Here is a 13,220-nt window from a genome sequence, read left to right on the forward strand (position 1 = left end):
GATCGAGATGGCTACCACACCGACAGGCGCGCCAGCGCGCACGCCAGCCTATGCCTGGTACGTCCTCGGCATCCTGTTTCTCGTCTACATCCTCAATTTCGTCGATCGGCAGATCATCTCGATCCTGGCCGAGGACATCAAGCGCGACCTGGGGCTGAAGGACGAGGATCTCGGCTTCCTCTACGGCACCGCGTTCGGCGTGTTCTATTCGCTGTTCGGCATTCCGCTCGGCCGCCTCGCCGACAACTGGAACCGGGTGCGGCTGATGACGGTCGGCCTGGCGCTCTGGTCGGCGATGACTGCCTTTTCGGGGTTCGCCCGCAACGGCGCGATGCTGACGGCGGCGCGGATCGGCGTCGGCGTCGGCGAGGCGACCGCCAGCCCCTCGGCCTATTCGCTGATCTCGGACTATTTCCCCAAACGCCTGCGCGCCACCGCGCTCGCCATCTATTCCTCCGGCCTGTACGTCGGGGGCGGGCTGTCGCTCGGCATCGGCGGGCTGATCGTGCAGCGCTGGAACAAGGCCTGGCCCGAGGGCGGGCCGCTCGGCCTGCACGGCTGGCAGGCGGCGTTCCTGATCGTCGGCATTCCCGGCCTGCTCGTCGCGCTGTGGATCGCGACCCTGCGCGAGCCGAAGCGCGGTGCGTCCGAAGGGCTGCCCGAGCCGGCGCCCCACCCCGCCCCGTTCCGCGAGTTCCTCGAAGAACTGCTCACCATATTGCCGCCGCTGACCCTGATCGGTGCGGCGCGGGGCCGCACCCGCGCCTTGCTGTTCAACCTGATCGGCCTGGCGATCATTATCGCCTGCGTGGTCGGCCTGATCTCGATCGGCGAGCCCTGGCCGCAATGGGTGGCGATCGGAATCGGCGTCTATGCCGTCTTCTCCTGGGCCTCGGCGCTCAAGCGGCGCGATCCGCCGACCTTCCGCCTGATCATCGGCAATCCCGCCTTTCTCTGCGTGGTCGTGGCCTATGGCCTCAACGCCTTCATCGCCTATGCCGTGAGCTTCTGGGCAGCACCTCATGCGCTGCGCGATCTCGCCGCCTCCCCCGCGACCGCCGGGCTGCTGATCGGTGGCGGCGGCGCGGCGGGCGGGTTCATCGGCGTGACGATCGGCGGCATCGTCGCCGACCGGCTGCGGCGCAGCTTCGCCAACGGGCGCGTGATGATGATCATCTTCGGCGCGGTCGCCCCGGTGCCCGCGGTATGGGTCGCCTTCACCACGCACGACCTGTGGCTCTATTATACGATGCTGCCGATCGCGCAGATCCTCGCGGCGTCAGCGCTCGGCGCCTCGGCGGCGACCATGCAGGATCTGGTGCTGCCCAGGATGCGCGGAACGGCGACGGGGACCTTCTTTATCGGCACCACGCTGCTCGGGCTGGCGATGGGGCCGTATCTGGCCGGCCGGGTCTCGACCCTGAGCGGCAGCCTGTCGGTCGGCGTGCTCTCCCTGTTGCTGACGGTGCCGATCACCCTGGCGGCAGCGATCGCGGCCTATCGGCTAGTGCCGAAGGCGGAGGCCAATCGCGAGAATTGGGCGCGGGAAGCGGGCGAGGCGATCTGAAGTCCCTCTCCCCTTGTGGGAGAGGGAGGGAGGAGCGAAGCGACGGAAGGGTGAGGGGGACACTCGCTCGTGTCGCGAACCTCACTCCCCCTCATCCGGCCCTTAAGGCCACCTTCTCCCACAGGGGGAGAAGGAAAAATTACCCCGCCGCGAACACGCCGCACGCGATCCGCGCGCCGCTATTGCCCGACGGGTCGGTCATCAGATCGTCCGGCGCGGCATGCACCACGATCGCCGAGCCGTCCGCATCGAGCAGCCCGGCCATGGTCGCGCCGGGAATGGTGATGCCGATCGTGCCGCGCCCGTCCGTACCGATGATCAGGTTGGGCAGGTCGCCCTCATGCGGTCCTGCCGGGTTCATCGAGCCATGCTTCATCGCGGTCGGGTTCCAGTGCCCGCCCGCGCTCGCGAAGTCGGGCGGCGTGCACGCGCCCGTCATATGGACATGCGCGCCGTGAGTGCCCGGCGGCAGGCCCTTCGCGTCGATGGTGAAGCGCAGGCCGCCCGCGACTTCATGCGCGGTGGCCCGGCCGGCATCGGCACCGGTGCCCGTGCGCAGGTTCGCGGTCGCCCCGGCGCCATTGGCGATCGGTGCCCCGACCTCCGTGCCATGCTTGTCGCAAGCCGAAAGTCCGAGCGCCATGATTGCCGCAGTTCCGATCGTCACGATCCGCATCTGATGTCTCCCGTTGGCGTCCCGCCATTTCCAACCGCTACGGGCCGGCACGGTTCCGCGCAACCGCTCAGCGGCTGCGCACCGTCAGCGACAGGCCGTAGAAACGCGGCTCGCCACCGATAAAGGTCGGCAGGCCCAGGGAGTCGCCGGTATTGCCGGCATCCTTGATATATTTGCGGTTGAACAGGTTGGTCACGAAACCCTCGACCCGCCAGATGCCATTGGCCGATTCCACGCCGAGCCGCGCATCGACCAGCGCATAACCCTTCTGGAATTCGTCCTGCACCAGATCGGGGATCAGGTTGCCGGTCTGGAGCGAGGGCTTGTCGTTGTCGTCGTCGAAGAACACGCTCGACTGCCAGGTCACGCTCGGGGTGAAATCGATCTTCACCGGGCCGACCGGCTGTTTCAGCACGAAGCCGGCCGAGGCGGCATTGTCGGGCGACAGGCGGAAATGATTGCCGTCGCGGGCGCCCTCGGTGAAGCGGCCATGCGTATAGGCATAGGTGGCGAACACGGTCAGCGCCTCGGACGGTACATAACGGAGCTGGCCCTCGAACCCGTAGGTCCGCGCCTTGCCGGCATTGGTGAGGATGAACTGGGTGCCGATCTGCTCGGTCGTCTGGAAGTTGGTGTAATTGTACAGATAGACCGATCCGTCGGCGAACAGCCGGCGATCGAGCAAAGCGGTCTTCGCGCCGATCTCGTAGCTGTCGACCGTTTCGGACGGCAGGACCTTGAAATTCGGGGCACCGTACGGAACCCCCGGCGCCGATACGCTCAGCACTTCGGGGCGGCGGCCCCGGGCATAGGTCGCGTAGATGCTCGCGTCGGCGCTCGCCTCGTAGCGCGCGGTGGCGCGCCAGGTCAGGCCTTCGTCCTTGAGGCCCCGGTCGGTCCGGGTGCCATTGGCCGCGGTCGGCTGGAGGCCGATGCCGAAAAAGGGCACGACGCTGGCCGGCAGCGTGTTCAGGACCGCGCCCGGCAGCGCCAGCGCCTGGAGCAGCGGCGTGCGCTGCGCCGCGGGCAGGCCCAGCGCGCCGATGAAGCCGCCCAGGATCGAGCGGCCGTTCAGCACCGCCGCGGTGATGCCGGTCGACTTGTCGTCATGGCTGTAGCGGATGCCGCCGCCGATATCGAAGCGGTCAGTGACGTGGATGGTCGCATCGGCGAAGAGGTCGATGCTGTTGGTACGGCCGAAGTTGGTCGAGCTTTCGAGGTGGTTCGCCTTGAGATTGTTGGCGATGCCCGTCGCGGTCGCCGCGTCGAGCACGAAGCCGCTCGCGCCGGCGATGCCGCGCAGCAGTTGCGACGTGAAAGCCGGATTGCCGAGCACGCTCATCGGCGCCGGGTCGGTCGCCGGCCGGCCGGGGATCAGCCCGCCGCCGTTGAGCGCGTTCGCCACCCGCGCCAGCGCGACGCGTTCGTCGAACGAGGCCGGCGTGCGCTGCAGGCCGTCTTCATGGAAATAGGTGCCGCCGACGAAAGCGGTCAGCCGCTCGCTGTCGTAGCTCAGGCGCAGCGTGCCCATGGTCTGGTTGCCCCGGGCGTCCTCCGCCGCGGTCAGCGCGGGCAGCGAGATGCCGTCCGCATCGAATATCTCCAGCGCGTCGAAGCGGCGATAGGACCCCATCGCGTTGATCGACCAGTGATCGTCGATCGCGTAATTCGCGATGCCGGTCGCGCCCCAGACGGTGCGGTTGAGACCCAGCGGCGCGCTGTTCTCGAAGCCCGGCTGCGGCGCCAGCGCCGCGCCCGAATTGCGCCCGCGATCGCCGATCACCGCGCCCGTCACCGGATCGGTCGGATTATAGGCGATCGATTTGAACGGCGTGCCGTTCGCATGGTCTTCCTGATAATTGGCGATCAGGTCGACGGTCAGCTTGCCCGGCGCCCAGCGCAGCGAGCCACGGATCGCCTGGGTGTCGACCGAGTTGAAATCCCGGTCATTGCCCTTGACCAGCAGATTGTCGACGAAACCGTCGCGCTTCTTCGACCGGCCGGCAATGCGGATCGCCAGCGTATCGGTGATCGGCGCGTTGGCGGTGAGATCGACCTGATAGGCGTTGAAATTGCCGTAGCTGGCGCGGAAATAGCCGTATTGCTCGTTCGGATCGGCCTTGGCCTGGACGATGTTGACCGCGCCGATCAGCGCGCCGCGACCATAAAGCGTCGACTGCGGGCCCTTGGCCACTTCGACGCGCTCCAGATCGAACAGCTCGACATAGGATCCGCGCGACTTCGAGATCGAGACGCCGTCCTGGAAGACCGAGACGCGCGGCTCGTTGAACGCGCTGCCGCTGTCCGAGGTGATGCCGCGAATGACGAAGCCGGGATTGTTGGGCGACTGATTCTGCACGACGAAGCCGGGGACGTAGCGCGACAGCTTCTCGAAATCGGTGATGCCCAGCTCGTCGAGGAAGCGGCCCGAATAGGCGGTCAGCGCGATCGGCACCTCGCGCGCATTCTGGCTGCGCAGCTGCGCCGTCACGACGATGTCGCCCCCGTCATCCGTCGCGCCTGGCTCGGGCGCGGCCTGATCGATCGCGGGCGCGGACTGTGTCTGGGCCGATTGGGCATGGGCGGATTGAGCGATCACCAGCGCGGGCAGGCAGGTGAGCGCGAGAATCGTCGAACGGATCGTCATGATAGGCCCCTTTATTGTTGCAGGGGCGCCTAGGTGCCGACCGCGTCGCCTGTGTTGCAGTGCCGTGACCGTTATGTTGCAGCGCAAAAAGAAACGACGCGGATCGAACAGAGGACTGGCAAGCACGGGTTCATCCCTTTTGCGTTCAGGATCGTTGTTTCCCCGTGGAAGCCCGCAAATGATCATGAGCTACCGGCAATCCAGCCCCAATGACCGGATCAGGGCCGCGCTTGCCGCCGCCGCCCTGATGGGGCTGCTGGTCTACGCCCTGATCGCCGGGCTCGCGGTACGCATGCCCGGATCGGCCGAGAGCCCGCTCACCTTGTTCGGCGTGCTGCCGCCGCCCGTCCCGCCACCGCCCGAGAAGATCACGCCCCACCCGATCCGGAGCACAAAACCCGAAGGCGCCGCGTCGCCCGCCAATCTGCGCTCGAAAGCGACCGAGATCGTCGCACCGGTTCCCATCGTGCAGGTCACCGTGCCGCCGCCGGTGGTCGCGGCGCTGAAACCCGGCATCGGCACCCAGGCCTCGAGCGGCGCGTCCGACGTGCCCGGTCCCGGCACAGGCGCGGGCGGCGAAGGAAACGGCACCGGCAGCGGCCGCGCGGGTGACGGCGACGGCGATGGCGGCGGGACACCCCCGCGCTGGATCCGCGGCCGTCTCAAGGATTCGGACTATCCACCCGCCGCGAAGGAAGCGCTGATTTCCGGCACCGTCGCGGTGCGCTATGTCGTCGCGGTGAGCGGCCGGGTGACCGAATGCAGCGTCACCGGATCGAGCGGCAACGCCGAACTCGACGCGACGACCTGCCGCCTCATCAAGGAACGCTTCCGCTTCAAGCCGTCGAAGGACGAGGACGGCACGCCGGTCGAATCGGTCATCGTCGAGAATCATAGCTGGCTGATCGACGACCGCCCGGAACCAACTGCGACTCCCAAGCCTTGAAACTCCAATGCCCGCAAACATTGTTGGCCACGGGTGGCGGCCTGCACTGGAAATCCCTATTCCATTCATATTAGGGCGATCAGCGGCGTGCCACATGGCCCCGACGCCACGAAACGACAGGAAGATGATGGCACGCGACTTCGACAAGGGTGACAGGCAAGGACGCGTGTTTGCGCGGTGGTTCACCAGCCTGGCGGTCGCGCCCGCGCTGCTGGCCGCGCCGGCCCAGGCCGGGCAGACCGTCGCTCCCCCGCCCATCGTCCGGACCGTCCCCCCGCCGCAGCAACTGCTGCCGCCCGCCGCACCGATGCCGCTGCCGGTCCCCAGCCCGGCCCAGGCGGACCAACTCCGCGCGATGCTCGATGCCAATGCGATGGCGCAGGGTCTTCGCGCCGTCCCCGCTGCCGCGCCGGGCAGGCTCGATGGCGATGCCCTTGTCCACGCCGTGCTCGATCATGCGCGCGCCGTGCATGCCGGCCGGCTCGACACCGCCGATTTCAACAGCGACTGGGGCCTGCGCCCGCCGCCTTACGATCCCCTGCCAGGCTTTGTGGACGCGCTCCGGCGCGACCGGGTCGCTTCATGGATCGCCAACCTCCCGCCGCCTTATGCCGGTTATGACGGGCTGCTGAAGGGCCTCGCCAATTACCGCGCGATCGAGGCGGCGGGAGGCTGGCAACCGGTACCCGCGGGCCCCGATCTCGCCCTCGGCGCCAAGGGACCGCGCGTGCTCGCGCTGCGCCAGCGGCTGGCGGTGGAGGATTCGCAGGTCGTGGCCACCGGCGACGCTTTCGATGCTGAGCTCGCTGCCGGGGTGCAGCGCGCGCAGCGCCGCTACGGTTTGAACCCGGCGGGCGTCGTCTCCACCCAGACCCTGGCCGCGCTCAACGTGCCGGCGATCGACCGCGTCCACCAGATCATGGCCAATCTGGAGCGCTGGCGCTGGCTGCCGCAGGAGCTTCCGCGCGACCGCATTCAGGTCAACATCGCCGCCGCGGTGCTGACCGTGTTCGACGGCGACACGCCCGTCATGTCGATGCGGGCGGTCACCGGCCGGCCCGGCGACGAGACGCCGATGCTGTCCTCGACCATCAACAGCATCGTGATCAACCCGCCCTGGAACGTGCCGACCTCGATCGCGACGAAGGAATTGTGGCCGAAGGAGAAGAAGAGCCCCGGCTATTTCAAGCGCAACGGGTTCACCGTGATCGATGGCACCCGACTGCAACAGGCAGCCGGCGACCAGAGCGCGCTCGGCCGGTTCAAGTTCGATTTCAACAACCGCTATGCCGTCTATCTCCACGACACACCGTCGCGTGCCAAGTTCGCCAGCTTCAGCCGCCTCGCCAGCCATGGCTGCGTGCGACTGGAAAAGCCCGCCGAGCTCGCCGAACTGCTGTTGAAGGGCGACCCGGCCTGGCCGCCCGAGGCGATCGCGGCGCAGGTGGCGAAGGGCAAGACGCTGCGCGTGACCTTGACCCGGCCGGTCGAGGTCTATTTGCTGTACTGGACGGCGTTCGCCAGCGCGAGCGGCCAGATGAATTTCCGTGCCGACCCTTATGGCTGGGACAAGTCCCTCGCCGCGAAGATCGAGGCGCGGTCGTCCGGCCGGCTGGTTCTGCCTGAACTCGAGGAGATGACACGATCATGAGCATGAACCGGGGCAAGATCGCAGGTTTGGCGGCTGGATTGATAGCGCTCGCGGCGCTGGCCGGCTGCGACTCGTCGACGCCGGAATCCGCCGCGCCGGCAGAGAATATCGCCGACAACGCCGAAACCGTGAACGTCGTGGTGCCCGAGGAGGTGCCCGTGCCGGAGACGCTCAACGCCGCCACGGTGGAGGCACCGCGCGAGACCCCACCGGATCCGGATGCCCAGACGCAGGAAGATGCCGACGCGACCGGCATGACCGCCCGCGTCCGCCGCGACGAGGCGTCGGCGAACGAGACGATTCAGTAAGCACCGGAGGCCCCGGACGCCGTTATCCCCGTTCGTATTGAGCTTGTCGGAGCACTGCCCTTTTCTTCCGGCAAAGGCAGAACAGCCCTTCGACAAGCTCAGGGCGAACGGGTGAGGTGCCTGTTTTCACCCCATCGACAGTGTCCCCGGCCTGCGTCTATCGCCCGGCGATGAGCATCATCGCGACCATCATGAACGCCGCCACCGGCGCCCCCATCCAGAAAATGACCTTCGGCCGCATGCCGCGCCCCGGTGCCGGTTTCGTCCTCGCCTCGGGCGAGCGCGTGACCGCGCAGCGCGTCGATATCGGCAAGCCCGCGCCGGGCAAGTTCATCGCGCCCGTCGATATCTGGGTGACGCTGCCGTAACGAGAAAAAGGGTCGGCGTGATTTTTGACGAAGGTGCATATCCCGATGCGCACCGCGTCGATTCAACCCTTACGGCGTCATCGCCTGTCCCGGCGCAATGGCTGATCCGATCGTCATCGCCACCCTTCCCCAACCCGCACCCTCTTGCTAAGGCCCACGCGACTCTTCGCATTCGCACATCCCGGAGCGCGCCCGCGCGGAACCTTCCGCCTCCCCGCCGCGCCCGGCCAGACAGGGAAGGAACCCGCTCCAGATGACCGCCATTGGCCAGGATACGCTCGGCGCCCGCAAGACGCTCAAGGTCGGCTCGAAGTCGTACGACTATTATTCGCTGGCCGACGCGGCCGAGAAGTACGGCGACATCAGCCGCCTGCCTTTCTCGATGAAAGTGCTGCTCGAGAACATGCTCCGTTTCGAGGACGGCAAGACCGTCACGACCGACGATGTGAAGGCGATCATCGACTGGCAGCAGGAGCGCCGCTCGGACCGCGAGATCCAGTATCGCCCCGCGCGCGTGCTGATGCAGGATTTCACCGGCGTTCCCTGCGTGGTCGATCTCGCCGCGATGCGCGACGCCATCACCAAGCTCGGCGGCGACGCGGCGAAGATCAATCCGCTGGTCCCCGTCCATCTCGTCATCGACCATTCGGTGATGGTCGATGAGTTCGGCACCCCCAAGGCGTTCGAGGACAATGTCGATCTCGAATACAGCCGCAACTTCGAACGCTATGAATTCCTGAAATGGGGCTCCAAGGCGCTCGACAATTTCCAGGTCGTGCCCCCGGGCACCGGCATCTGCCACCAGGTGAACCTCGAATATATCGGCCAGGGCGTATGGTCCTCGGCGAGCTGGGGCGAGCATGGCGACGGCACGACGGTCGCCTACCCCGATACGCTGGTCGGCACTGACAGCCACACCACCATGGTCAACGGCATGGGCGTGCTCGGCTGGGGCGTCGGCGGGATCGAGGCCGAGGCCGCTATGCTCGGCCAGCCCGTCTCGATGCTGATCCCCGAGGTCGTCGGCTTCAAGCTGACCGGCGCGATGAACGAAGGCATCACCGCCACCGACCTCGTGCTGACCGTCACCCAGATGCTGCGCGCCAAGGGTGTGGTCGGCCGCTTCGTCGAGTTCTACGGCCCTGGCCTCGACTCGATGACGCTCGCCGACCGCGCGACCATCGCCAACATGGCGCCGGAATATGGCGCGACCTGCGGCTTCTTCCCGATCGACGCCAAGACGATCGAGTATCTCAAGCTCACCGCCCGCCCCGACGAAACCGTCGAGCTGGTCGAGGCCTATTGTAAGGCCCAGGGCCTGTGGCACGATGCCGACAGCGTCGATCCGGTCTTCACCGATACGCTCGAGCTCGACATGAGCAGCGTCCAGGCCAGCCTGGCCGGGCCGAAGCGCCCGCAGGACCGCGTCTCGCTCAACAAGGTCGACGAAGTGTTCAACGGCGACCTGTTCAAGGTCTATCACAAGGAACAGCCCGTCCGCGCCGCGGTCGAGGGCCGTCCGGACGATATCGGCGACGGCGACGTSGTCATCGCCGCSATCACCWSCTGCACCAACACCTCCAACCCCTCGGTGCTGGTCGCCGCCGGCCTCGTCGCCCGCAAGGCGCGCGCGCTCGGCCTGACCTCCAAGCCCTGGGTCAAGACGTCGCTCGCCCCCGGCTCGCAGGTCGTCACTGACTATCTCAACAAGGCCGGCCTGACCGAGGACCTGAACGCGCTCGGCTTCAACCTGGTCGGCTATGGCTGCACCACCTGCATCGGCAATTCGGGTCCGCTCGCGAGCGAGCTGTCGACCGCGATCAACGAGAACGACATCGTCGCTGCCTCGGTGCTCTCGGGCAACCGCAACTTCGAGGGCCGCGTCTCGCCTGACGTGCGCGCCAACTTCCTCGCTTCCCCGCCTTTGGTCGTCGCCTATGCGATCAAGGGCACGGTGACCGAGGACATGGTCGAGACGCCGCTCGGCAAGGGCTCGGACGGCAATGACGTGTTCCTCAAGGACGTGTGGCCCTCGAACGCCGAGATCGCCGAAGTGATGGCGGCGAACATCGACGACACCATGTTCCGCTCGCGCTACGGCAATGTCTATGCCGGCGACGAGAAGTGGCGCGGCATCGAGGTCGAGGGATCCGACACCTATACCTGGCGCGCCGGTTCCACCTATGTCGCCAACCCGCCCTATTTCGAGGGCATGACCATGACCCCGGCGCCGGTGACCGACATCATCGAGGCGCGCCCGCTCGCGATCCTCGGCGACTCGATCACCACCGACCACATCAGCCCGGCAGGCTCGATCAAGGCGGACAGCCCGGCCGGCACCTATCTGCAGGAACATCAGGTCAGCCGCGCCGACTTCAACAGCTATGGCGCCCGCCGCGGCAACCATGACGTGATGATGCGCGGCACCTTCGCCAATATCCGCATCAAGAACGAGATGGTCCCCGGCGTCGAAGGCGGCATGTCGAAGTACGAAGGCGAGATCATGCCGATCTACGACGCCGCGATGCGCTTCAAGGCGGACGGCGTGCCGCTCGTCGTGATCGCCGGCAAGGAATACGGCACCGGCTCATCGCGCGACTGGGCGGCCAAGGGCACCAACCTGCTCGGCGTCCGCGCCGTCATCACCGAGAGCTTCGAGCGCATCCACCGCTCGAATCTGGTCGGCATGGGCGTGCTCCCGCTGCAGTTCGCGGAAGGGATCACGCGCCAGACGCTGAACCTGGACGGGTCGGAGAGCTTCACCATCCAGCACGTCGCGGACATCCGCCCGCGCCAGGATGTCGAGGTGATCCTCACCCGCGCCGACGGCACGACCGAAACCTTCATGACGCGGTGCCGGATCGACACGATCAACGAGCTGGAATATTTCCTCAACGGCGGCATTCTGCAGTATGTGCTGCGCAAGCTGGCCGCCTGAGGAAGTGACACATGCGTAAGGCGATTTTCTGGTCGCTCGCCCTCTCGATCGCCGCCGCGCCCGTCGCGGCGGCGGCGGAGGACTGGAAGGAATTCGTGACGGCGGACGGCTATTCCAGCGCCGTCGCGACCGGGTCGATCAGGACCGCGGGTGCACAGCGCGCCTTCCGCCTGCGCCTGGGCAAGGTCGGCGACACGCATATGGCGGTCGCCGACGCCATCCTCGATTGCCCGAGCAAGATGCTGATGCTCGGCCGGGTCGCGCTCTACAATAACGGGGTCCAGACGGGTACGCGGGAAGCCGACCCGGCCAAGCCGTTCATCGAACCGATGAGCGACCAGCCCTCGGGTGACGAGATCGCGGCGTTGGTCTGCACGGGTTGAGTCAAACGGCGAGTATCCGGCCGTGGAAGAGCGGCATTCGCATGGCCGCTCTTCCCCATCGCTATCCCCAACCACACCGTCACCCCGGACGTGTTCCGGGGTCCATCCCTCCTCTTGGCGATGGCTCGCGTATCAGTAGCGACAGCGCTCGCGGATGAATGGATGCCGGAACAAGTCCGGCATGACGATGGTCGTTAACGCAGCCCCTCCACCGCCCGAGCCCGCGCGTAGAGGAAATACACCAGCAGCCCGATCCCGTTCCACACCAGGAACGACATCTGGGTCACATGCTGCAGGCTCATGAACAGATAGCAGCATCCGAGGATCGCGCCCGGCGCCACCACCCAGGCGAACGGCGTCCGGAACGGCCGCCGCGCATCGGGGCTGCGCCGCCGCAACACCAGCACGCACGCCGCCACCGCGACAAAGGCCACCAGCGTCCCGGCATTGGCGAGCGACGCGATCACGTCGAGCGGCAGCAGCCCCGCCAGGATCGCCACGAACACCGCCGTCACCGCCGTGATCCGCGCCGGCGTCCCACGCTTCGAAATCGCGGCCAGCGAGGGCGGCAGGAAGCCGTCGCGCGCCATCACCAGGAAGATGCGGCTCTGCCCGTACAGGAACGCCAGCAGCACCGTCGGCAGGGCGATCGCCGCCGCAGCCGCGACCACCGTCGCCACGCCGCCGCTGCCCAGCTCGCGCAGGATCAGCGCCAGCGGCTCGGCGCTTTTCGAGAAGACGGTATAGTGCACCGCCCCGACCGCCGCCGCCGCGACGACGATATAGATCAGCGTGCAGGCCAGCATCGACCCGACGATGCCGATCGCCAGGTCGCGCTCGGGATTCTTCGCTTCCTCCGCCGCGGTCGAGATCGCGTCGAAGCCGTAAAAAGCGAAGAAGATGATCGCCGCGGCGCCCATCACGCCATATTTCACGCCGTGATCGTCCGGCACGCTGCCGAAGCCGCTCGGCGCGAACGGGTGGAGATTGGCCGGATCGAAATGCGGCAGCGCCACCGCGACGAACAGGGTCAGCGTCGCGATCTTCAGGATCACCAGCGCGCTGTTGATCCGCGCGCTCTCCCGCGTGCCGAGCATCAGCAGCCCCGCGACCACCGCGATGATCAGGATCGCCGGCACGTTGATGCCCGTATTGGTGAGATGCATGCCGCCTTCCGTCATCAGAGTCGGCCCGTGCGTCATCCAGTCGGGCAGGATGATGCCCAGCCCCTTCAGGAACCCGACCGCATAACCCGACCAGCCGACGGCGACGGTCGATACGACCAGCGAATATTCCAGGATCAGGCTCCACCCCACGAACCAGGCGAGGATCTCGCCCAGCACCGCATAGCTATAAGTGTACGCGCTGCCCGAGGCCGGGATCATCGTCGCCATCTCGGCATAGCAGAGCGCGGCGCAGGCGCAGATCGCGCCGGCAACGGCGAAGCTGAGCAATACCGCGGGACCGGCGCGATCCGCGCCGACGCCGATCAGGGTGAGGATGCCGGTGCCGACGATCGCGCCGACGCCCATCGCGACCAGATGCGGCCAGGAAAGTGTCCGCGCCATGCGATGCGGTTCCGGCTGGTCCTCCGCCGCGACGATCGTCTTCAATCTGAACAGGCTGCGCATCTCGTTCCCCGCATTTTTCGCAAGCCTAGGCGTGTTCGCCGCACCGGTGCAATGCTGGCGCGGGCGATTGCGGGGCGCTACAGCGCCAGCCAACAGGTTTCAGGA

The 13,220-nt window shown here is 67.1% G+C and carries 10 protein-coding genes; 7 read left to right on the forward strand and 3 right to left on the reverse strand.

Annotated features, from left to right (window positions below):
* Window positions 1-7 precede the first annotated feature (7 nt).
* Window positions 8-1,567: an MFS transporter gene (locus AC1DX5_RS17570; RefSeq protein ID WP_478016534.1), complete on the forward strand. Its 1,560-nt coding sequence runs from the start codon at window positions 8-10 to the stop codon at window positions 1,565-1,567.
* A gap of 139 nt (window positions 1,568-1,706) precedes the next feature.
* On the opposite strand, the gene AC1DX5_RS17575 is transcribed toward AC1DX5_RS17570, so the two are convergent.
* Both AC1DX5_RS17575 and AC1DX5_RS17580 read right to left on the reverse strand, forming a co-directional pair.
* The gene (locus tag AC1DX5_RS17575) at window positions 1,707-2,243 is read right to left on the reverse strand and encodes a superoxide dismutase family protein (protein WP_478016535.1); all 537 of its coding nucleotides are present in this window, start codon (window positions 2,241-2,243) and stop codon (window positions 1,707-1,709) included.
* Window positions 2,244-2,310: 67 nt separating this feature from the next.
* A complete protein-coding gene (locus AC1DX5_RS17580) occupies window positions 2,311-4,890 on the reverse strand; it encodes a TonB-dependent receptor (RefSeq protein WP_465169959.1) in 2,580 nt (859 codons plus the stop codon).
* Window positions 4,891-5,068: 178 nt separating this feature from the next.
* On the opposite strand from AC1DX5_RS17580, the gene AC1DX5_RS17585 reads away from it, so the two are divergent.
* The 6 genes from AC1DX5_RS17585 to AC1DX5_RS17610 all read left to right on the forward strand — a co-directional run bounded on the left by AC1DX5_RS17585 (window position 5,069) and on the right by AC1DX5_RS17610 (window position 11,484).
* On the forward strand, window positions 5,069-5,836 hold the full coding sequence (locus AC1DX5_RS17585; protein ID WP_465169960.1) for an energy transducer TonB: 768 nt from the start codon (window positions 5,069-5,071) through the stop codon (window positions 5,834-5,836).
* A 127-nt stretch (window positions 5,837-5,963) separates the two neighbouring features.
* A complete protein-coding gene (locus AC1DX5_RS17590) occupies window positions 5,964-7,487 on the forward strand; it encodes a L,D-transpeptidase family protein (protein ID WP_478016586.1) in 1,524 nt (507 codons plus the stop codon).
* Complete coding sequence (locus tag AC1DX5_RS17595; RefSeq protein WP_465169961.1) at window positions 7,484-7,795, forward strand: hypothetical protein; 312 nt, start codon at window positions 7,484-7,486, stop codon at window positions 7,793-7,795. Before AC1DX5_RS17590 ends, AC1DX5_RS17595 begins: the two co-directional genes overlap by 4 nt.
* A 170-nt stretch (window positions 7,796-7,965) precedes the next feature.
* Entirely contained in the window at window positions 7,966-8,163 is a 198-nt protein-coding gene (locus AC1DX5_RS17600; protein ID WP_465169962.1) for a hypothetical protein, read from the forward strand.
* A gap of 253 nt (window positions 8,164-8,416) precedes the next feature.
* On the forward strand, window positions 8,417-11,101 hold the full coding sequence (acnA, locus tag AC1DX5_RS17605; RefSeq protein WP_478016536.1) for an aconitate hydratase AcnA: 2,685 nt from the start codon (window positions 8,417-8,419) through the stop codon (window positions 11,099-11,101).
* A gap of 11 nt (window positions 11,102-11,112) precedes the next feature.
* Entirely contained in the window at window positions 11,113-11,484 is a 372-nt protein-coding gene (locus AC1DX5_RS17610) for a hypothetical protein (RefSeq protein WP_465169966.1), read from the forward strand.
* 194 nt (window positions 11,485-11,678) lie between these two features.
* Here the strand turns inward: AC1DX5_RS17610 and AC1DX5_RS17615 are convergent, their stop codons facing one another.
* Complete coding sequence (locus AC1DX5_RS17615; protein ID WP_478016537.1) at window positions 11,679-13,115, reverse strand: amino acid permease; 1,437 nt, start codon at window positions 13,113-13,115, stop codon at window positions 11,679-11,681.
* Window positions 13,116-13,220: the final 105 nt, after the last annotated feature.

This window comes from Sphingomonas sp. P2_B6 (assembly GCF_056404755.1).